This is a genomic window from Aedoeadaptatus ivorii, from assembly GCF_900638585.1.
Lineage (GTDB): Bacteria > Bacillota > Clostridia > Tissierellales > Peptoniphilaceae > Aedoeadaptatus > Aedoeadaptatus ivorii.
The window spans coordinates 175322-197956 of sequence record NZ_LR134523.1; the positions used below are offsets into that span (position 1 = coordinate 175322).

15 protein-coding genes are annotated in these 22635 nt (G+C 54.9%); 10 read left to right on the plus strand and 5 right to left on the minus strand.

From position 1 onward, the window contains the following. Window positions 1–129 precede the first annotated feature (129 nt). The 10 genes from EL294_RS00865 to EL294_RS00910 all read left to right on the plus strand — a co-directional run bounded on the left by EL294_RS00865 (window position 130) and on the right by EL294_RS00910 (window position 13811). The gene (locus tag EL294_RS00865) at window positions 130–4386 is read left to right on the plus strand and encodes an acyl-CoA dehydratase activase-related protein (RefSeq protein ID WP_126464652.1); all 4257 of its coding nucleotides are present in this window, start codon (window positions 130–132) and stop codon (window positions 4384–4386) included. A gap of 50 nt (window positions 4387–4436) precedes the next feature. After that, the gene (locus tag EL294_RS00870) at window positions 4437–5111 is read left to right on the plus strand and encodes a response regulator transcription factor (RefSeq protein ID WP_232006484.1); all 675 of its coding nucleotides are present in this window, start codon (window positions 4437–4439) and stop codon (window positions 5109–5111) included. Next, window positions 5101–6057 carry a sensor histidine kinase gene (locus EL294_RS00875; protein ID WP_126464653.1) on the plus strand — a complete coding sequence of 319 codons (957 nt, stop codon included), beginning with the start codon at window positions 5101–5103 and terminating at the stop codon, window positions 6055–6057. The genes EL294_RS00870 and EL294_RS00875 overlap by 11 nt, the downstream gene beginning before the upstream one ends. Before the next feature lie 91 nt (window positions 6058–6148). Continuing rightward, complete coding sequence (locus tag EL294_RS00880; protein WP_126464654.1) at window positions 6149–6910, plus strand: ABC transporter ATP-binding protein; 762 nt, start codon at window positions 6149–6151, stop codon at window positions 6908–6910. Then, a complete protein-coding gene (locus tag EL294_RS00885; RefSeq protein WP_164715165.1) occupies window positions 6903–8858 on the plus strand; it encodes an FtsX-like permease family protein in 1956 nt (651 codons plus the stop codon). Before EL294_RS00880 ends, EL294_RS00885 begins: the two co-directional genes overlap by 8 nt. A gap of 10 nt (window positions 8859–8868) precedes the next feature. Next, window positions 8869–9759: a S41 family peptidase gene (locus tag EL294_RS00890; protein ID WP_126464656.1), complete on the plus strand. Its 891-nt coding sequence runs from the start codon at window positions 8869–8871 to the stop codon at window positions 9757–9759. Between the two features lie 621 nt (window positions 9760–10380). Continuing rightward, on the plus strand, window positions 10381–11307 hold the full coding sequence (locus EL294_RS00895) for a class C sortase (protein ID WP_126464657.1): 927 nt from the start codon (window positions 10381–10383) through the stop codon (window positions 11305–11307). After that, window positions 11291–12154 (plus strand): class C sortase, encoded by an 864-nt coding sequence (locus EL294_RS00900; RefSeq protein ID WP_126464658.1) that lies wholly within the window; start codon window positions 11291–11293, stop codon window positions 12152–12154. Before EL294_RS00895 ends, EL294_RS00900 begins: the two co-directional genes overlap by 17 nt. Then, window positions 12132–12998, plus strand: a complete 867-nt coding sequence (locus tag EL294_RS00905; RefSeq protein WP_126464659.1) for a class C sortase — start codon at window positions 12132–12134, stop codon at window positions 12996–12998. Before EL294_RS00900 ends, EL294_RS00905 begins: the two co-directional genes overlap by 23 nt. 180 nt (window positions 12999–13178) lie before the next feature. Further along, window positions 13179–13811, plus strand: coding sequence for a YdhK family protein (locus EL294_RS00910; protein WP_126464660.1), 633 nt, complete (start codon window positions 13179–13181; stop codon window positions 13809–13811). A 95-nt stretch (window positions 13812–13906) separates the two neighbouring features. On the opposite strand, the gene EL294_RS00915 is transcribed toward EL294_RS00910, so the two are convergent. From EL294_RS00915 to EL294_RS00935, 5 genes are all read right to left on the minus strand, one after another. Further along, window positions 13907–16165, minus strand: coding sequence for an S-layer homology domain-containing protein (locus EL294_RS00915; RefSeq protein ID WP_126464661.1), 2259 nt, complete (start codon window positions 16163–16165; stop codon window positions 13907–13909). Between the two features lie 93 nt (window positions 16166–16258). Further along, entirely contained in the window at window positions 16259–17377 is a 1119-nt protein-coding gene (locus tag EL294_RS00920; RefSeq protein ID WP_126464662.1) for a YibE/F family protein, read from the minus strand. 1233 nt (window positions 17378–18610) lie between these two features. Then, complete coding sequence (locus EL294_RS00925; RefSeq protein ID WP_126464663.1) at window positions 18611–19537, minus strand: IS3 family transposase; 927 nt, start codon at window positions 19535–19537, stop codon at window positions 18611–18613. Next, the gene (locus EL294_RS00930; RefSeq protein ID WP_126464664.1) at window positions 19447–19746 is read right to left on the minus strand and encodes a transposase; all 300 of its coding nucleotides are present in this window, start codon (window positions 19744–19746) and stop codon (window positions 19447–19449) included. Before EL294_RS00930 ends, EL294_RS00925 begins: the two co-directional genes overlap by 91 nt. Before the next feature lie 740 nt (window positions 19747–20486). Further along, complete coding sequence (locus tag EL294_RS00935; protein ID WP_164715166.1) at window positions 20487–22631, minus strand: YhgE/Pip domain-containing protein; 2145 nt, start codon at window positions 22629–22631, stop codon at window positions 20487–20489. Between the last annotated feature and the right edge of the window lie 4 nt (window positions 22632–22635).

Consider the following 22635-nt stretch of genomic DNA (forward strand, 5'->3'; position numbering starts at 1 on the left):
CCAAGGGGCGACATCTCGGCAGAAGAAACCGGGGGCATTAATAAGAAGAAAGATGTAAATTTATGCGGATAATGTTATAATCACTTACAAGCGAAACAGCAAAATAGTCAGGATGAAAGAAGGTTTTCGATGCTACTCCATATGGGATTGGACGTCGGATCGACGACGGTGAAACTCGTCGTCTTAAACGGCGACCGCGAGATTCTGTATTCGACTTATCAAAGGCATTATTCCGATATGAAAAAGACCGTCACCGAGGTGCTTACCGCGGTGTACGATCGCTATAAATACGACCGCATGACCGTAAGCGTCACCGGCAGCGGCGGCATCGCCGTCGCCGAAATGTTGGAGATCCCCTTTGTGCAGGAAGTCGTGGCGGGCACCAGAGCCATCTCCACCTTTCTGCCCGAAAGCGACGTCGCCATCGAACTCGGCGGCGAGGATTCCAAGATCACCTATCTGAGCGGCAGTTTGGAACAGCGCATGAACAGCATCTGCGCCGGCGGAACCGGCGCCTTTATCGACCAAATGGCATCGCTGTTGAAGACCGACGCCGCCGGCATGAACGAGCTGGCGAAGGCGCACAAAAAGATCTACCCCATCGCCTCCCGCTGCGGGGTCTTTGCCAAGACCGACGTGCAGGCGCTCGTCAACCAGGGCGCGACCCGCGCGGACATCGCGGCATCGGTCTTTCAGTCGGTGGTCAATCAGACCATTTCCAACCTCGCCTGCGGCCGGCCCATTCGCGGCAAGGTCGCCTTTTTGGGCGGGCCCCTTCACTTCCTCGACCAGCTGAAGGCACGCTTTGTCGAGACGCTGGGGCTTGCCGACGATGAGATCTTCGCCCCCGAAGACGGGCAGCTCTTCGTCGCCTTGGGGGCGGCGCTTTCGAGCGTCGACAACGACCCCGTCTCGATGATGCGCCTCTATGCCCGGCTGGGGAAGGCCGAAGAAGTGCATGTCGACGAGGACGCGCTCCTTTCGCCGCTCTTTGCCGACGAGGCGGAACTCGAAGCCTTCCAAAAGCGTCACGCCGGAAACGATCTGCCCCGGCGGGATCTCGAGCGCTATAAAGGGCCCATCTATTTGGGGATCGACGCCGGTTCCACCACCACCAAAGTGGTGGCGCTCTCGAAAGACGACGAGGTGCTCTACGAAGCCTACGGTTCCAACAACGGATCGCCCCTCGAAATGGTGCGGGGCTATCTCCTCAAACTCTACGACCGCATACCCGCGGACAGCTATATCGCCTCCTCCGGCGTGACCGGCTACGGGGAGGACTTTATCAAGGCGGCCTTTCACGTCGACTGCGGGGAAGTGGAGACCATCGCCCACTTCCGCGCCGCGCGCTTCTTTCAACCCGAGGTCGACTTTATCCTGGACATCGGCGGCCAGGATATGAAGGCGATGAAGGTATCGGGCGATGTGATCGAGTCGATCCTCTTAAACGAGGCGTGCTCCTCCGGCTGCGGATCCTTCCTCGAGACCTTTGCCAAGGGCGTCGAATACTCCGTCGAGGACTTTGCCGATGTGGCGCTAAAGAGCCGCGCCCCAGTGGATCTCGGCAGCCGCTGTACGGTTTTTATGAACTCCAAGGTGAAACAGGCGCAGAAAGAGGGCGCGAGCGTCGCCGACATCTCCGCCGGGCTCGCCTATTCCGTCATTCGAAACGCCATCCAAAAGGTCATCAAGGTGCGCGATCCCCGGCGCTTGGGCAAAAATATCGTCGTACAGGGCGGCACCTTTTATAGCGATGCGGTTCTGCGCGCCTTCGAAAAGATCACCGAACGCGAAGTGGTGCGCCCCGGTATGAGCGGCACCATGGGCGCGGTGGGCATGGCCCTTATCGCCAAAGAAAGGGGCGGCGAAAAAAGCCGCCTGCTCTCGCGCGAAAAGCTCGAAGCCTTCCGCTACGAAACCAAACACGCCCGCTGCGGCCAGTGCACCAACAACTGCGCCCTTTCGGTGCATCTCTTTGCCGACGGAACCCGCTATATCACCGGCAACCGTTGCGAACGCGGGGCGGGCATCGTACGCGACGATTCCGACGCGCTCCCCAATCTCTATGCCTATAAGCTGGCGCGCGTCTTCGACTACGACAGCCTCGAAGAATCGGCGGCATACCGGGGCACCGTGGGCATTCCCCGGGTGCTCAATATGTACGAAAACTATCCCTTCTGGCATACCTTCTTTACCCGCCTGGGCTTTCGGGTGGAACTCTCCGCCACCTCCTCGCGCACCCTGTACGAAAAGGGGCTCGAGTCCATCACCTCCGAAACCGCCTGCTACCCGGCGAAAATCGCCCACGGGCACGTAGAGGATTTGGTGGAGCGGGGGATCCGGCGGATCTTTTATCCCTCGATCTTTTACGAAGAAAAGAAGCTCGAAAACGCCGATAACACCCTCAACTGCCCGGTGGTCGCCGGCTATAGCGAGGTCATCGGCAACAATGTCGAGAGCCTTGCGAAGGAAGACGTAGAATACCTGAATCCCTTCCTCTCCTTCGACAACCGCTCCAAGCTGGTGCGCCGCTTGGCGGAGGTCTTTGTCGGCATTCCCGAAGGCGAGATCCGATCCGCCGTAAGCGCCGCCTATGCCGAACAGGCGCGCTACCGGGACGACGTGCGCAACGAAGGCATAAAGGCCCTGCGTTTTCTCGAAGAGACCGACACGGTGGGGATCGTACTCGCCGGCAGGCCCTACCATATCGACCCCGAGATCAATCACGGTATGCCCGAGATGATCACCGGTCTGGGCCTCGCCGTACTCAGCGAAGACGCCGTGGTAGAAGAAGAGGTCCTCGACGACAAGTTGCGGGTCCTCGACCAGTGGAACTACCATTCCCGCCTGTACCGGGCGGCGAAGATCGTCGGCGAGAGCGAACACCTGGAACTGGTGCAGCTGAACTCCTTCGGTTGCGGCATCGACGCCGTCACCACCGACCAGGTGCACGAGATCCTGGACGCCTACGGCAAGATCTACACCGTCTTAAAGATCGACGAGGTAAACAACCTGGGCGCCGCGCGCATTCGCCTGCGCTCGTTGATCCAAGCGGTAGAAAATCGCACCGTCGAAAAGGAAATGGAATCGATCTACGACGATCCCGTCCTCTTTACCGAGGAAATGCGGGAAACCCACACCATCCTCATTCCCCAAATGGCGCCGCTCCACTTCAAGATCTTGGAGCCCATGCTGCGGGGCGAGGGCTTCAATGTGGAGGTACTGCCCAATCTTTCCGCCTATGTGGTGGACGAGGGGCTCAAATACGTCAACAACGACGCCTGCTACCCGTCGATCTTCGTCGTGGGGCAGTTTATGGAGGCGGTTAAGAGCGGCCGCTACGACACCGACCGCCTAACGCTTTTAATGTCGCAGACCGGGGGCGCCTGCCGGGCGAGCAACTACGTTGGCTTTATTCGAAGGGCTCTCGCCGACGCGGGATACGGGCACATTCCCGTTCTGGGCGCGTCGTTTCAGGGCATCGAGCGCCACCCGGGCTTTACCTTCGGCAAGCGACAGCTGGCGCGCATCGGCAAAAAGGCGGTGCAGTGCCTGCTCTACGGCGACCTCTTGATGCGGCTCTCCAACGCCACCCGCCCTTACGAAAAGATCAAGGGAAGCGAGCGGATTCTCACCGACCGCTGGCTGGGGCTCCTCGCTTCGGATCTCACCTATTCCCGCCGGGAATTTACCGAGAACGTACGGCATATGATCGCGGAATTCGAGGCGCTCGAGGTCTCCGATGCGGTAAAACCCAAAGTCGGCATCGTCGGCGAAATCCTCGTCAAGTACCTGCCTGAGGCGAACAACCACGTGCAGAAGCAGATCGAGGCGGAAGGCGCCGAGGTGGTGGTGCCGGATCTCACCGACTTTATGCTCTACTCCTTTAAGAACGCGCGCATCAAAAGGGCGCGCTACGGCACCTCGGCCATGTCGGCATTTTTGACCGATCTCGCCGTGGGCTATGTGGACAGCTACCGCAACATCGTGCGCGAATTGCTGCGGCCCACCCGCTACGAGGAACCGGTGGATGTCGACACCTTAATGGCCTATGCCGAGGAATTTGTCGACCTGGGCAACCAATACGGCGAAGGCTGGCTCCTCACCGCCGAAATGGTGGAACTCATCCGTTCCGGCGCGGGCAATATCGTCTGCGTGCAACCCTTCGGCTGCCTGCCCAACCACATCACCGGCAAGGGCGTCATCAAGTCGATTCGGGAGGCATATCCCATGGCGAATATCATCCCCATCGACTTCGACGCCTCGGCATCGGCGGTCAACCAGACCAACCGGATTAAGCTGATGCTCTCGCAGGCGGACGAAAACAAATTCGCCAACGATGCCCTCGCCAAAGACGCCCGCCGGGCGGAGGGCGCGGGAAAGTAAAACTGTATACGATGCGTCGATTGATGATACAATACCTTCGAGGTGATATCGTGAATCGGCGCATTTTTTTTGTGGAAGACGACAAGATCATCGCGAGACAGATCGCGAAATATCTTAGGGGATGGGGCTACGACGTAGAAGTTCCCGCCGACTTTACGCGCGTGTACGAGGCGTTTTGTGCCTACAAGCCCCATATCGTGTTGATGGACGTGGGCCTGCCGTACTACAACGGCTACCATTGGTGCAAAACCATTCGCGAAGTGTCGGATGTGCCCATCGTCTTTCTTTCCGCCCAAGGAGAAAATATGAATATGCTGATGGCGATGGAGATGGGCGCCGACGACTATATCGTAAAGCCCTACGACCCGGCGCTGTTGCAGGCGAAGATCGCCGCGCTCTTGCGCCGCGCCTACGACTACGGCGAGCCGGAGCGGGCGCTCGTCTATGAGGGGATCGCCCTGGACGCCGATCGCATGGAGATCCACGCCGAAGAGGGGGTGCGGGCGCTGACGAAAAACGAATACCGCATCCTGGAATTTCTCGTAAAAAACGCCGGCAAGATCGTAAGCCGCGACGAGATTATCGAGGCGATTTGGGATCGGGACGATTTCGTCGACGACAATACGCTGACGGTGAACATTATGCGGCTTCGCAAAAAACTGCGGGAACTCGATCGTCCCGAGATCATCCGCACCAAAAAGGGCGTGGGCTACTATGTTCCGTAACTTTCTCTATGAAGAAAAGCGGGGTCTTTTCGCCTTTTTGGCGACCGCACTCGTCGTACTCGCGGCGACGAGGCTCTATATGCCCCGCGCCGAGTTTCTATATACCGCGGTGATCCTCGCCGCGGGCTTTTGCCTGTTCGGCATCTTGCGCTACCTCGATTACAGCGGACGCCGGGAGGCGCTGGCAGAGATCCTGGGCGCTCCGCCCGAAAAGACGGCGGCGAAAGACGTAGAGAAAAAAATCCGCGCCCTCGAAGCCGAGCGCGAGGCCGTGCAAGAAGCCGACGAGGCGCGCGCCCGCCACACCCGGGAATATATGACCGTGTGGAGCCACCAGCTCAAGAGTCCGCTGTTTGCCCTGCGCCTCTTGATTCCCGACGAAGACGCCGAACCCGAGGAGATGCTCGCCGAGGTCTTTCGCATGGAAAATTACGTCGATTCGCTCTTGGGCTATTACCGGCTGGAATCCGACAGTACCGACTATGTATTCCGCACAGAGTCCGTGGCCGAACTCGTCGCAGAGAGCGTCCGCAAATACCGCGCCGCCGCGGCCGCCGCGGGGAGCGAAATCGTGCTGAACGCGGGGGATCTGCGCATCGTCACCGACCGCAAGTGGTTCTGCTTTATGTTCGAGCAGGTGCTTTCCAACGCCATCAAATACGCGGCGCGCGGCGCCATTCGCATCGGCTGCGACGGGGGCGTGCTCACCGTAGCCGACGAGGGGATCGGCATCGCCCCCGAAGACCTGCCGCGACTTTTCGAGCGGGGCTTTACCGGAAAAAACGGGCGCATACAGGATCGCTCCACGGGCCTGGGGCTCTACCTGGTGCACCGCGTCGCCAAAGAGCTGAACATCCTCGTCTCCGTGCGCTCCGAAGCGGGGGCGGGCACTGCCGTCGACTTCGACCTCTCGGCGGTGACGGAGGGCGAAGCGGGATCCATATGACGAAATTGTCACCTACGGTCGCCAAAATGTCACGCAAATCGAGGGATCCCGCCCGCGTCCTCTTGTAGACTGGTAGCAGGAGGTAAGAAAAATGCTGCTACAAGTACAACATCTGAAAAAAGTATATAAAACCCGATTCTCCCTACAATCCACCGAAGCGCTAAAGGACGTAAACTTTTCGGTGGAAGCGGGGGAATTTATCGCCATTATGGGCGAGAGCGGAAGCGGAAAATCCACCCTCTTAAATCTCCTCGCCCTCTTGGATACTCCCACCGCGGGCACCATCCTCTTAAAGGACAAAGACCTCGCCCGCATTCCCGAAAAGGAGATGGCGAAATTCCGCCGGGAAAACTTGGGCTTTGTGTTCCAGGACTTTCACCTGCTCGATACCTTTACCGTAAAAGAAAACATACTCCTGCCCCTGGTGCTTCGCGAAGAAGCGCCGCGGCAGATGGAAGAAAAACTCGCGCCCCTCGCGCGGCGTTTGGGAATTGCGGATCTGTTGGACAAATACCCCTACGAGATCTCGGGCGGGCAGCAACAGCGTGCCGCCATCTGCCGGGCGCTCGTCACCGAACCCGAGATCCTGCTCGCCGACGAGCCCACCGGTGCGCTGGATTCCCACGCGTCTCGCGAACTGCTGGAGACCTTCGAGGAAATCCACGCCGCGGGGCAGACCATCCTGATGGTCACCCACTCCGTCAAGGCGGCATCCCGCGCCAAGCGCGTGCTCTTTATCCGCGACGGCGTCATCTTCCATCAATTATATAAGGGCAATGCGACCAATTTTGAAGCGGAAGAACGGATCGCCGCCACCATGCAGATGCTGGGGAGGGGATCGAGAGATGTTTAAGTCCCTCTACCGGCGCCTGGCCGCGGACGGCATCCGCCACGACAAAAAACTCTATATCCCCTATATCGCCATGGGCACCCTGTTTTTTATCCTCGCTTTAACCATGATCTCGATCGTAGGTGAGCCGGCGCTTCAAAAAATGGCCGGCATGACCCAACTGTCTATGATTCTGACGCTGGGCGTCATTATCGTCATGATCTTCGGCGTGCTCGCCCTCGACGGTGGCTATAAATTTATTCGCAAACAGCGCATGGAAGAAGAGGCGCTTTACTTGGTGCTGGGCATGGAGCGCAAACACCTGCGCTTGATCGAAGCCTGGGAAATGCTCTTTATCGCGGGCCCCGTGATCCTTTTGGGCACGATATTGGGATCGGTCTTTTACCGCCTGTCTTTGGGATTTTTTATCAAGACCTTAAAGACCGAGAGCAAAATCGGCGCCGTGGGTCTGTTTCCGCAGCCGCAGGGGATTCTCCTCGTCATCGCGGGCTTTGTGCTCGTGTTTGCCCTGGTCTATGTCCTCGGCATAAAGCGGGGGAGCATCCGCGCCATTATGGACGAAAGTCGCGCCGGGGAAAAGAAGCCCCGCTTTCCCAAACTCTTCGGCGTGCTGGGCGCCATCTGCATCGCCATCGGCTACTATCTGAGCCTTTCCGCCGACAACCCCCTAAACGCCATTCCGCGCTTTTTCATCGCCGTCGCCTTTGTCATCGTCGGTACCTACTGGGCGCTGTCCTTTCTCGTGGGCGTCATCGTCGGGCTCTTAAAGAAGAACAAAAAATTCTATCTCAAACCCAAGAACTTCGCCGCCGTGGCGGGCCTCGCCTACCGCGTGTCGTATAGCGGAAAGAGCCTCGCCAATATCGCCATCCTCTCCACCTGCTTTCTCGTGGTCTGCGCCTCGGGCACCAGCCTCTACTACGGGGCCGAAGCCATCGGCGCCAAGCAGTGGCCCTCGCCGGCGGAGATTATCGTCTTTGCCGAAGACGGCATACAAGACGCCGATACCGCCTACGAAAAGCTCGATGCCGCCATAGCGCGCGCCGGCCTCAAGGGCAAGGGCCGCCACATCGATTCTTTGAGCGTGCCCGTCACCCGATCGGGCGATGCGCTGACCGTGGCAGACGACGTGGACTGGAACCGGCTGAGCCGCTACGAAAACTTCGCCCTCTCCTACGAGCGCGATCGCAAAGACAGAGACGACGTCGATCTCCTCGCCGTGGGCGATACCCCCGTCGAAGACGTGGTCGTAGGCGACCGCCGATTTACCGTCGGTACGGCGGGGGACTACAAAAACGCCATCGCCCAGACCGAGATGCCCCTGGGCAAAAACGGGCTCTATCTCGCCGCGAACGAAGCCGTATTTACGGAACTGCGACAAATGTTCAATCAAGGCGCCGCCTATGGCGCGGGCGTAGAATACCACTACGTCTTTGAAGAGGTGGAGGGCGAGGCGCGCTTTTCCGCCTACGAAAAACTGCGGAACGATCCCGACAAACTGCCCCTGCGCGTGATCGACCGCGAAGAGACCATGAACGAATTCTACGCCCTCTACGGCGCCATCTTCTTTACCGGCTTTTGCCTGGGCGCGGGCTTTCTGCTCGCCACGGGATTTTCCATCTACTACAAACAACTCTCCGAAGGCTATGCCGACAAAAAGCGCTTTGCCATCCTTCGCGATCTGGGCATGACCGACAAAGAGGCGAAACAAGTCATCCGCACCCAAATCTCCGCCGTATTTATACTGCCCGTCCTCTTCGCTTTGGTGCACGGCATCTTCGCCTATCCCTCCGTGGAAAAAATACTCACCATCCTGCTGATGGGCGTCAACGGCCGCGCGACATTCCTGCTCTGTTGCGTACTCAGCTATCTCTTCTACCTGGCGTACTACTTCCTCGTCTACGCCCGCACGCGCAAGACCTACGAAGAACTCGTACTGCACGAAAAATAGGAGAAAGGCCATGAAAAAAGCAATCAAAATCCTTGTCGTTCTCGTCGTCGCACTGCTCCTCGCCGTCGTCGCCGCCTTCCACTTCTTCGGCACCCAAATTCGCCTTTTGACCGGACGGCCCCTATACCTTATCCCGCCGAGCCCCGTCGCCCTGGCGGAAGAGGCCATCTACTGCATGAACCTGCAGGGCCTATATGCCGAGGGCGATGCGTGGCAGCAGGCGAAAGAAACCCTGCGGAAAGAGGCCGAGGCCGCCGAGAGCCGCGAAGCGGTATACGATGCCATCGACCGCGCCGCAAAAGTCGCCGGGGGCAAACACTCCGCCTACTACGCCCATGAAAAAGTAGAAGAGCTCCCCTTCGAGCGGCCCACGGCAAAAATACAAGACGACGTGCTTGTTCTTCACTTGCCCGGCTTTATGGGCACTGCAGCCGAGGGAAAAATCTATGCAAAAATCCTAAGCGATGCCATCGAAGCCGGCGGCTATCGCCGCATCGTCGTCGACCTCACCGACAACGACGGCGGCAATATGTATCCCATGCTCGCCGGCCTTTCCGCCACCCTCGACGACGGCGTACTCTTTCGCTTTCGCGATCGCCACGAGCAGACCCTCGATGTGGAAATCGGAAAAGCGAACATCTCCGGCGCAGAGAAAAAAAGCGTCGACGTGCCCGTCGAAGTGCAAATCGGCCCCGGCACCGCAAGCTCCGGCGAAATGGTCGCCCTCGCCTACAAAGGTGCGGACAACGCCACCCTCACCGGAGAACCCACCGCCGGCTACAACACCGCCAACATCCTCATCCCCCTCTACGAAAGCGATCTGCAACTCACCACCTCCAAAACCGTCGATCGGGAAGGAGAAGTATGGGAAGACAGACCCATTCCCCCCGACGGGGCATAAATGAACGGACGCACATCGCGTCCGTTTTTTTGTGGGGGAAACGGGGGGAGTGTGTTTCGGGAGAGGCTTCTATGCAGACTTTTTCTAGGGAACGAGATTCTTCGACTCGGAATAAATTCCTCGCTCAGAATGACAAAGAGGCGTGATATAAACATTGTCATCCTGAGCGGAGCGCAGCAGAGTCGAACGGATCTCCCAGAGTTATTGCGTGACAAATTGACGGTAAAAGTCTTAACGTGCGTTTCGGCCTTGGTTTCTACGCGGACTGCCTCTAGTGAACGAGATTCTTCGACTCGGAACAGGGTTCCTCGCTCAGAATGACAATTGCTGAGGTAACTAAGGCCGTGTCTAAAATCATTATACCAGCTACCCTCCGCTCAGAATGACAAGGGTGGGGGTGCCTCCCCTCCTTGTCATCCTGAGGGAGGGGCGAAGCCCCGATTCGAAGGATCTCTTTCCCTATGGAAGTTGGGCGAGGAGGCCCTTGCCGAACCGCGCTGTGTGCCCTTTGCATTGGGGCAACACGACGCGCAGAAGCTTACTTGAGATTCTTCAGCGTCGCTTAGAATGACAAGAGAGACATACCACGACGACACCCTTGATACAGAGAGAAAAGGTACTATGACGAAGAAAAAGAAAAAAAGCAACGCGTTCTTCATCTTCATATTTATTCTGGGATTTCTGATCCTGCTCTATCCCCAGTTTTCGCAGCTATACTACCGTGTGCAGTCGAACGAGCACATCGACCAATTCGAGAGCGGCAAGTCCGAGCTCGACGAGGCGGAAATCGCCCGGCGCATGGAACTGGCGGCGGCCTACAATGCCTCGCTGTTTAACCATATTCCCGGCGACCCCTATTCCGACGACAAGAAGGAGGAGGGGAAGGCGGAATACGCGAAGATGCTCGAAATCAAGGAGCAAATGGGACATATCAACATTCCCCGCATCAATTCGGACATTCCGATCTATGCCGGCACATCCGACGAGGTGCTCGCCAAAGGGGCGGGCCACTTGGAGGGAACGAGTCTTCCCATCGGCGGCAATTACACCCACACGGTCATCACCGCCCACCGGGGCCTGCCCACGGCGCGGCTCTTTACGGATCTGGATCGACTCGAGGCGGGGGACAAGTTCTTCATTCACAATATGAAAGAAGTCCTCGCCTACCAGGTGGACCAGGTGAAGGTGGTGGAACCGTCGAATTTCAGCGATCTGCTGATCGTGCCGGGCCACGACTACGCCACGCTTTTGACCTGTACGCCGATTATGATCAACTCGAACCGTCTTTTGGTGCGGGGGCATCGGGTACCCTATGAACCGCTGGAAGAACAGCAGCTGATGAAGGACAACCGCATGGCGCTGTTGTACCGCTACGCATTCTACGCGGCGGTGGCGATGCTATTGGTTTTGATCCTCTTAAACATCTACTTTATGCGCGAAAGAAAGAAGATCGCGAGCCAGATCGATGCACTCGAACGCCGCGATCGGATTCGCGACATGATGGATCGGTACCGCGGAGGGGAGTCGGACGATGAAGAAGACCGCTAAGAAATGGCCCTTTGTCCTGCTCTTTCTCTTGGGCTTTCTGATTATGCTCTATCCCGTGGTGTCGAATTTCTACTATCAGATGCAGGCGATGGAAGAGATCGCCGCCTTTAACCAAGGGATCAGCCGCCTCAGCGAGCAGGAGATTTTTGAGCGGATGGAACTGGCGCGGGCGTACAACCGCACCCTCGACCCGTCGCGTTTGGCGGATCCCTATACGGATATAGAAAAGGAAGGGATCGCCGCCTATGCCCGTATGCTCGAGGTAGAGGAAAAGCTGGGGCACGTAGAGATCCCCGCGATCAAGGTGGATCTGCCGATCTACGCCGGCACGTCGCAATCGGTGCTGGAGCGGGGCGCGGGCCACTTGGAGGGGACGAGTCTTCCCATCGGCGGCGACAGCACCCATACGGTGATCACCGCCCACCGGGGGCTCCCCAAGGCGAAGATGTTTCGGAATCTGAATAAGGTCAAAAAGGGCGATATTTTCTATATCCACAATATCGAGACGGTGCTCGCCTATCAGGTGGACCATGTCGAGGTGGTGGAACCGTGGGATTTTAAGCCGATTCTCGTAGAACCGGGGCAAGACTATGCCACGCTTTTGACCTGCACGCCCTATATGATCAATTCCCACCGTTATTTGGTGCGGGGGCACCGCATTCCCTATGTGCCGCCGGTGGCGGAGGACGATCTTTCTCCCTTCGGATTGGATTTGAGCTACAAGGACTATCTGATGTTCCTGGTGCCCACGGTGATTGTTCTTTCTGCTCTCGCCGTCTATAATGGGAGAGAGATGCAAAAGGCGAAGAAGAGGTTGAAGGATTATGAAGCGAAGCGAAAATCGTAAACAGGCTTCCGTGGTGATCGGCTATCTGTTGATTTTGTTGGGAATCGCCCTGCCCCTATACGGTTTCGGGCATATCAGTTACCGGCAACTGACGGAAAAGAGCGCGTACCGACACTATGTCGAGCAGGCGGCGGCCCCGACGCCCGACGAGGAAGAAGGGATCCTCGCCTACAACCGCAGTATGCAAGAGAATTATATCGTTGATCCCTTCTTAAACGAGAACTATAAAGCGCAGTACGAGTTTTACAAGGCGCATCCCGACAAGGTGTTTGCCTATCTGCACATTCCCAAGCTCGACCTCTCCAAGCCCATCTATCTGGACGCGTCGTATGCGCATCTGGACAAGGGCGTCGCCCATATCGACGGCACGGCGCTCCCGGTGGGGGGCGAATCGCGCCGCAGCGTGATTGCCGGGCACCGGGGTTGGTATCGGGATCTGATGTTTTGGAATCTGCACAAACTCGAGGCGGGCGATTCCGTCACCGTGGAGCGAAACGGGACGGTACTCCACTACGTGGTGGCCGATACCGAGGTGATCGACCCCAGCGACTGGGACGCCCTGCAGCCGCGAGAAGGACAGGATATCCTGACCTTGCTGACCTGCGATCCCCTGCGGCCGCCGCGGCCCAAGCGCCTGTTGGTCAACTGTGTGCGACAGGAGTCCCAAGAGGCGCCGGCGGAAGAAGCGCCGCAAGCGCCACAGAGTGCGGTGCCCGTACAAGAGGAAGCCAAAGTCGATAGCGGCGTTACGAAGCTAAACCTCGCCATCTACGCCGTTACCGCCCTGTTGATCCTGGCATTCGCCTTTTCTGTATGGCGATTTGTTCAGTATCTCCGGGGATAAGAAAGGCCGTTCGCGGGAACGGTCTTTTTTAGTGGGAAGATTTCTCGGCGATTATTGTATGTAGATTCGGGTACTATATACATATGTACGCCATACGTTTGCGAACAGAAAGAGGAAGTGTATGATACCGCCGCATTCTATCGTACGATGACGCCACGAGAACCGACGAGGAGGAAGAGCATGCGATACAAAAAGATATTGACGGCGACCGCGCTTTCTGCGGCGCTGGTTCTGACGGCGTGCAATGCCGACGCGCCGGAAGCGAAAGACGACGAGAACGCCAATACGGCAAATGTGACGGAAACCGCCGCTGAAAATCAGCCGGTCAAGGATAACGACGCGGCGACGGATCCGGCGGTCGAGGACGACCACGGCGATATGGCACACGACGCATCGGGCGAAGTGCCCGAGGGGCTGAAGGAAGCGGAAAACCCCGCCTATCCGGTGGGAACCGACATCGTCTCCTCCGCCGACCATATGAAAGGCATGGAGGGTGCGAAAGGCACTGTGGTGGGCGCGTACCATAGTTATGTCTACGAAGTGAGCTATCGCTCGACCATAGACAATGCCCCGGTGAAGAACCACAAGTGGGTCGTACACGAAGAAATCGAGGGCGCGGGCGATGCGCCGTACCAAGCCGGCGACGAGGTAACCCTTACCGCCAAGCATATGGAGGGCATGGAAGGCGCCAAGGCCACCGTCGATGCAGTAGAAGAGAGCGACGTCTATATGGTCGATCTCACCATGCCCGACGGCAGCACCATGCGCAACCACAAATGGGTAACGGAAAGCGAATTGCAGAAGAAAGAATAAGAAATGAGAGCCCGGGGTTTCCGGGCTTTTTTGTATGCAAAAAGAGCCGGCCCTGTGGCCGACTCTAAAGGAGGAAGCGAAACGCCTTGGCTATTTTACATATCCAAAATATTTACGAGGATCTGTGCCACTTCTTGACGCTTCAAGTTCTCCTTGGGACCGAAGGCGCCGGAGGCGTGGCCCTTTAAGAGACCGCGTTCGGTGGCTTCTTTTACATATTCCTTTGCCCATTTGCCGATGCTGCCGTCGTCGGTAAAGCGGAGGGCGGGGAGCTCCTTGCCCTTTACGTCAAAGGCTTTGGCATAGGTGATCAAAATCTTTGCGATCTCTTCGCGGGTGATTTCGCGATCGGGGCGGAAAGTTCCGTCTTCATAGCCGTTGATAATGCCGTATTTTTGCGCCCAGTTGATATAGGCGGATTCGTCGGAGCCGGCTTCAATGTCTTTTAAGGACTTGCCGCGATAATCCTCCAAATTGATTTTTTGCATGCGGGCGAGCGCCTTTACCACGGTGAGGCGGTCGGTGGGTACTAGCGGGCGGAACTTGCCGTCGATCAGATCCATAAGGCCGAGGTCGATAACGCGGTTTACCGCTTCTTCGGACCATTTGCCCTCTACGTCTTCTACGGGCTTTTTGTCCTCGGGTTTTTCATCTACCGGCTTGTCGTCCTTTGCCGGGGGCATAAAGATGCCGCCGCCCCAGCCGGGATTGGTCGGGCGTTCGGGTTCTGTCGGCGTTTCCGATGTAGAATCGGGGGCAAATACCGCATGGTAGACGGTATTTTCGGTGAGGGTGCCGGTAAATGCCTTGTCCCATCCCACGAAGGTGTAGCCCTTTGCCGCTTCTACCTTGGGCGCTTGTTCGGCCAATTTGGAAGCATCGTAGGGACTGGGAAGTATGAGGGTATTGTTGACGCCGCCGGCTTCGTTCTTCACAAAGCTGCCCTTCGTCTTGTCGGCATCCTTGATGACAAAATCGACTTTGAGTTCGGAAAGGGGCGCCGGGGTTTTTGTGATGCTGAATTCATCGACGATAGAAAGGTCATCTTTGGCGGCTCTATAAAATCCCGACATGGTACTGGCGCCGGTACGATATGTCTTTAGTGCGATTCTATCTTTCTCAACCGAAATATGGGTAATATTCGGGCGAAATTCTTGATTGGTTACCTTGGCGTAATCATATTTCTTTTTAACATAATAATATTTCGACCCCGAGGCGGAGTTGGCGGTAACATACACCACGCCATCCGGATCTTGATAGACGTCGTGGCCATAGCCGTCCTTTACGATGCCTTTTTCGGTGGGTTCCGTTCCCTGCATAATATAGGTACGGTCGTATACGTGGTCGTGGCCGTTCAGTACGAGGTCGATTTTAAGGTCGGTAAACACCGGGGAGAGTTCGTTTCTCCTTAATTTAATATCGCCGTCGGTAGAGTGAGAGGCAGAGGAATAGGGGGCGTGGTGGAATACCACAACTTTCCAACGAATATTCTGATCTTTCGTTTCTTCGATTGCATTTTCTAAGAAAGCTTTTTGCTTTGCGAGACTCCAGTCGTTAGAGTTCAATACAATGAATAAGGTATTGTTATAGGTGTAGTAATAATCCCCACCGGCATCGGAAGCGCGTTCGCCTTCATTGGGAACTTGGAAGTGTTGATTATAGGCTTGACTCCAACTGTCGTGGTTTCCGATGGCCGGGGCAAAGGTGACGCCATTGAACCCGTCGCGATTCAAGAATTCGCGATACTCCTCTTCATCGTATGCGGTGTTTACATTGTCTCCGGCGGATTGTAGGAAGTCTGCATCCGGGTCGATTTCTTTTAAGTAGTTTAAGGTTCGATCCCAACCGAGGAGTCCGTTTTGCGGTTCATTACTTGTACCGCCCGAACCGATTTGCGGGTCGCCTGCCAAGAAAAAGCTGAAGCTGTCGGTGCCGCCGGTCTTAAAGGTCTGCACTTCAGACGCAGTTTCTCCGTTTTTGTACTGGAAGGCATAGGTGGTATTGGGCTTGAGGCCGGTTAAGTGCACTTTGTTGGCGGTTTGGGTAGTGTCGTTGGTTTTTTCAGTGGTAGCGGTGAGATCCGTCCCCTTAAACCCGTCAGCGGGTACCGCACCGTCCTTTACTTCCGCAAAGGTGAAGACACCGGCTTCAGTGGTATTTGCGTGCCAGGTAAAATAGCGTTCGGTGGGGTTTGCACCGATGGTCATAATGTCGTCGGAAAGCACCGTCTGCGCGGCCTCTTGCGCATAGACCGCCTTCGGGGAGATGGCGAGTTCTCCGCCTGTATACTCCAAATTGCCGGCAAAGGTCGTGGCCGCCACGAGTCCCGCCAGTACTATGTACTTATGTTTCATAAATATTCGCTCCTTTTTTGTATTCCTTCAAATCATCCGAATATAGTGTAGAGTACCAATGTAAGAGAAATGTTATCTTGAGAATAACATTTCTTAATGCAATATATTTTTATTCCCGTAATACCGCGCGCTGATATACGATGTAATCGGCACCAATACAATGAGTACCGCGGTCGAGACAATGCTCATGGTAAATTCCACGGCGAGGAGATTGGAGTTTATAATCTGCCGCGGCCCGACGCCGTAGGAAATATAGATCAAAATCGTTGTCAGCGAGCCGCCCAAAAAGGCAAAAAACAGTGTGTCGACCATAGTGCCGATAATATTTCGACCCATTCGCATACCCGCCATAAACAAAGAGTGGCGATCGGCATTGGGATCGACCTCGGCGATCTCTTCCAGCGCAGAAGAAATCGAGACGCTGACGTCTTTTGCCGCGCCATAGGCGGCGACGGCGACGCCCACAAACAAGAGCCCCGTCAGCTGCATGCCCGTATCGTCGGCGATCAAAAGCAGCCCTTCCACATCCGTCATCTGGTAGCCGCTGAGGTGGAGCAGCCGGCTCACGAAAAGAAAAATGCCCGCTCCCACGAGAAATGCGCCGGTGACGGCGAGCAGATTGATCTTCGAAAGTGTGGTGTACCCGTATAGAATCAGAGTGGAATAAACGCTACAGAGAATACAGGTGAGGACCGCCATCAGAATCGGAGAGGCGCCCATATAGATGGCGGGGATCATCAAGCAAAAAATGATGTATACGCTGACCAATAGCGCCAAGATCGAGAGCATTCCCTGTTTTCGCCCCACCAAATACAGCAGCGTCAAAAAGAGGATGAGGATCAGCACCAACGGCATACTGCGGTCGTAGTTATAGACGGTGTAGTAGGGTTCGATCCCTTCCGGTTCGTCGGCGGTGACGATAATCCGATCGCCCGCCTCTACGGGCACCGAGCTTTCTGTCGAGAGAATATTCACGATTTCTAGCGGTTCGGTGTACTTTTCGCCTTCCATCTCCACGAGAATGCGCTGGGAGCCGACGTAGAGATTGGGATATTTTTCTTCGCGATGGTCTTCGAGAACCTTGAGGACCTTTGCCCGCACGAAAGTAATGGTTTCGTGGTTGACGCGCGTATCGCCGTATTCGGACCCGTTCCAAAAGAAAAAAATCCCGACGAGAATCAGGACCAATATTACATTACATATTCTTTTCATAATTCCTCCTTACTTTCTCGACCATTATTCCATAGAAAGATTATGGGGAGGTTAATTGTATGTACGGTTTGTGATGGAAACATAGGCGTGTGACAAAAGTTTTGTCATCCTGAGAGAAGTCGGGTCGCTTCGGAACCTATTGCGACCCTCTCCCTTGTCATCCTGAGCGAAGTCGAAAGATCTCGAGTTTGCTATTGCGGGTCGACTGTTTGCACGATGCTTATGTCGTGTTTTATGCCTAAAACAGAGACCATATCGTGCGTTTCGGCCTAGGCTTCTATGCAGACTTTTTCTAGGGAACGAGATTCTTCGACTCGGAACAGGGTTCCTCGCTCAGAATGACAGGAGGGGCGTGACAAAAACACTGTCATCCTGAGCGAAGTCGAAGGATCTTGAGTTTGCTGTTGTGGGTTGACTGTTTGTACGATGTCTATGGCGTGTTTTATTGCCTGCGCAATAGGGATGATCGTGCGTTTGGCCTAGGCTTCTTCGCGGACTTTTTCTAGGGAACGAGATTCTTCGACTCGGAACAGGGTTCCTCGCTCAGAATGACAGGGGGGGCGTGACAAAAACACTGTCATCCTGAGCGGAGCGAAGCGAAGTCGAATGGATCTCGAGTAGGCTATTGCGGGTCGACTGTTTGCACGATGCCTATGGCGTGTTTTATTGCTTGACGTAGTAGGGATGGTTGCGCGTCTCGGCCTCGACTTCTTCGCGGACTTTTTCTAGGGAACGAGATTCTTCGACTCGGAACAGGGTTCCTCGCTCAGAATGACAGGAGGGGCGTGACAAAAACACTGTCATCCTGAGCGGAGCGAAGCGAAGTCGAATGGATCTCGAGTAGGCTATTGCGGGTCGACTGTTTGCACGATGCCTATGGCGTGTTTTATTGCTTGACGTAGTAGGGATGGTTGCGCGTCTCGGCCTCGACTTCTTCGCGGACTTTTTCTAGGGAACGAGATTCTTCGACTTGGAATAAATTCCTCGCTCAGAATGACAGGGGAGCGTGACAAAAACACTGTCATCCTGAGCGAAGTCGAAGGATCTTGAGTTTGCTGTTGTGGGTTGACTGTTTGTACGATGTCTATGGCGTGTTTTATTGCCTGCGCAATAAGGATGATCGTGCGTCTCGGCCTCGACTTCTTCGCGGACTTTTTCTAGGGAACGAGATTCTTCGACTCGGAACAGGGTTCCTTTAATTGGTACAATGTTTTGGACAAACTTTTCCAACTTTTAGTGACGTGCGTTCCATTCTTCCATCGGCGTCTTGTATCCAATCGAGGAGTGGGGACGCAGATGATTGTAGTAATAAAAGTAATAATCGAACATCATATCCACTTGGTTTTTGGTGAAGGCGGATATCTTTCCCATCTCCACTTTCATCGTCTGCCAAAAGGTCTCAATAAAGATGTTATCAGCGGGCCGATGCGGCCGGGACATGGAATGGAGGATTCCATTTTCTTCTAATGTCCGATGAAAGTTCTTGCTCACAAACGGACTTCCTCGATCCGTAAGGATCATATACGGTTTTTCATAGCGTTCGAGGGCATCGTTTAATGCTTCCAGTGCCACCGCTGTATTGTTCTTCGAGGATTTCGCATATCCCACCAAGACTTTCGATTGTATCGAAAGAATGCCACAAACGTAATACGTTTTGTTTTCCACTTTTATTTCCGTAAAATCGGTGGACCAAATTTCTTGCTTCTTTTCCTGCGAAGAAAGTTTGGCGTACAGATTTTCCTGAATATAGCGCTTTGTATGGGGACTTGTGTGGACATTGTGGATTTTCTTCCTGCCGTATTTTGCTTGCAAGCCATTCATTTTCAGAATACGGGAAATTTTCCATTCCGAATAGTGGCAATCTTCCTTTTCCAAGATCTTTTTTAAATGTCTACGACCAAAAGACCCGTGATGGCGATGAAATGCCTCTATCACCGGACGCATCTCTTCTTTGGAATATAGGGGCTTCAGGGGATGTTTCAAACGATAATAGTAAGAAGATCGGGGGATTTTTATGATTTCGCATACTTTACGCAACGGATATTGGCATAAATGGACAATGGCAAAGTTTATTTTGTCTGTTGTCGGCGCGCAAAGTATGCTTCGGCTTTTTTTAAGATTTCGTTCTCCATTTTGAGTTCTTCGATTTCTTTTTTCAATGCTTTGAGCTCATTCCCGGGAACAACTGCTTTGGAATCAAAAGCAAGCGGACCGTTTTTCTTAAATTCCTTTACCCAACGCCATACAGTCTGTCGGTTCAGATCATAAATCTCACAGATTTCTTTCGTGGAGTAGATATTTGACAGCTTCTTTTCCACGATATCGAGTTTGAATTCTTTTGTGAAAACTCTTCTGCTTCCTTTCGACATATGTCTCCTCCTTTGCTGAGGTAACTAAGGCCGTGTCTAAAATCATTATACCAGCTACTCCTGAGCGAAGTCGAAGGATCTTGAGTTTGCTGTTGTGGGTTGACTGTTTGTACGATGTCTATGGCGTGTTTTATTGCCTGCGCAATAGGGATGATCGTGCGTTTGGCCTAGGCTTCTTCGCGGACTTTTTCTAGGGAACGAGATTCTTCGACTCGGAACAGAGTTCCTCGCTCAGAATGACAGGGGAGCGTGACAAAAACACTGTCATCCTGAGCGGAGCGAAGCGAAGTCGAATGGATCTCGAGTAGGCTATTGCGGGTCGACTGTTTGCACGATGCCTATGGCGTGTTTTATTGCTTGACGTAGTAGGGATGGTTGCGCGTCTCGGCCTCGACTTCTTCGCGGACTTTTTCTAGGGAACGAGATTCTTCGACTCGGAATAAATTCCTCGCTCAGAATGATAGGAGGGGCGTGACAAAAACACTGTCATCCTGAGCGGAGCGAAGCGAAGTCGAATGGATCTCGAGTAGGCTATTGCGGGTCGACTGTTTGCACGATGCCTATGGCGTGTTTTATTGCTTGACGTAGTAGGGATGGTTGCGCGTCTCGGCCTCGACTTCTTCGCAGTCTTTTTCTAGGGAACGAGATTCTTCGACGCGAAACGAAATCTCGCTCAGGACAATAGGCGCGTATAATTTTTGGCGGAAGAAAAAACCCCTCCGCCAGGGGAAGGGTTGCATTCACATGATTTTTGTATCTTCCAATTTTTCCGAAAAGGCGGTGTTTAGTCGCATAACGGGTTTTCGCAGTACGAGGCCCAAAAGGAGGGCGCCGGCCAGGTAGTTTTGTAGCAGAAGGAGTTCGCGCCAAAAAGTATTTTTGTAAAAGCCGCCGATGGCTTCTTTCATAGCGTTCATGCTGTGCACAAAGGGCAGAAAGGGATAGATACGGCGGAAGAAGGGCGGCGCCACATCGATGGGGAAGGTGCCGCCGGAACCCGCAACTTGGACGACCATGAGTACGACACAAAGGGCTTTTCCGATGTCGCCGAAGGAGATGGTGAGGGTGTAGATGAGTATGGTGAAAATGAATCCCGACACCCAGCCGGCAAGCAGAAAGTGGAAGGGGTGGGGGCATTGAATGCCGAGGAAGTAGAGGTCTCCCAGGGCGATAAGGCTGCTTTGAACGAAGGAGATAAAAAGGAAGAGGCCCAGCCGACCGAAGTAGGTTTGATAGGGCTTGAATTTGCCGTATTTTTTACGATAAGAATCGGGCGTTTCCACATGGATCAGCGCGACTTGTATAACGGCACCGACCCATAGGGAGAGGGTGGAGTAGAAAGCGGCCATGGCGGAGCCGTAATTTTCGACGGGATAAACCCGGTGTACCGCGGTTTGAACGGGGCGGGAGAGGAACCGGCTCACCGTATCGGAATCCTGTGCCAAAAGGCGATCGAGTTTTTCCGATTCGGGCGCGTTTTCTACCTCCATGGTGCGCGAGTAGAGTCCGTCGACGCTGCGCTTTGCGTTGTCGAGCAGTTGTACCGACGCGTCCATATTTGCGTTCAGCCGCCCGAGGTCGTTTTGTATATCGGCGGAAAGAGCGGCCACTTGTGCGGTGGCGGCATCGGCGCTCTGCCAGGCGTCCTCGAGATTGCCACGCGTTTCGTCGAGGTCGCTTTTTACGCGCGCAAATCGCCCCATGACGCCGTTGGAAAAGTCGCCGCGGAGCGCTTCGAGGTTTTCGCGATTCTTCTTTTGTAAGGATGCAAATTTTTCCTGTAGGGCGTCGGCTTCTTCTCGGGTCAGATTCTTTTTTTCCGTCGCGGTGCGCAGGGTTGAAATCATGGATTCTTCGAAGGCGATGCTCCGCTCGATTTTTGCATTTGCCGCATCGAGGCCCGTAAGCGGTGCGGGGAGCGCCTCGTTAAATTCTGTCAGTTTGTCCTGCACATGGCGTTTGTCCTCGACATCCTGTGTGAGGGTCTGCACTAGCGACTCGGTGGCGGCGATGGATTGCGCCATATTGTCGTCCGCGCGGACAAAGGCGTCATCTACGTCGCTAGAAAGTCGGTCTAAGTAGTCGAGGTTTTGGTCGACGCTTTGTTTTAAGGCGTCGTTTAAGGGCGCAAGGGATGCCTCTGTCTGTTTCAAGTTTTCGCGTCCGCTCTTCAAATCGTGCATAGCGCCCGTTACGGTATCGGATGAGATTTCCATAAAGCCGTCGGCCGTCGCCATCACATTCGAAGAGGAGCGGGCGAGGCTCTGAAAGGCGCGAAGGGTGGAGATTTGTCCGCTCAGCGAATTCGACGTTTTTTGCAGCCGTTCCCTTAATGTGGCGAGCACATCGTCTTCGTTTGAGGCGCGCACTTGGTCGGAAAAAGAAAGGATGCTGTCGAAGGAGGTGGCGTAGAGGGTCTTGGTAAATGTTTCTTTTACCATATCGGTGACGGCGCCGGCGCCCTTGCCGGTGACTTTGGGCGCGATGGCGTTTTTCTTTTCGTTGCCGTAATATAAAAGCGACGGCGCTTCGGCCTCGGGGGAAAGGAACGAGAACATTTTTTGGCTAAAATCGGCAGGGATGACGATGGCGGCGTAGTATTTGCCGCTTTTTACCCCGGCAATGGCCTCATCTTTGTCGGTGAAGGTCCAGTCCATCTGATCGTTGACGCCGAGATTCAGCTTGATCTTTTCGCCGATATTGACGCGGGCGGGCACGAAGGCGGGGGTGTAGCCTTCGTCCTCGTTTGCGATTGCGACTCGGATTCCCGCGGTTTCCGTATAGGGATCCCAGGAGGCGGCGATGTTGAACCAGGCATAAAGACAGGGGATTAGGCTGACGCCCAACACGACCACCAGGACGATGCTGTTGTCTTTGAGGCGCATAAAA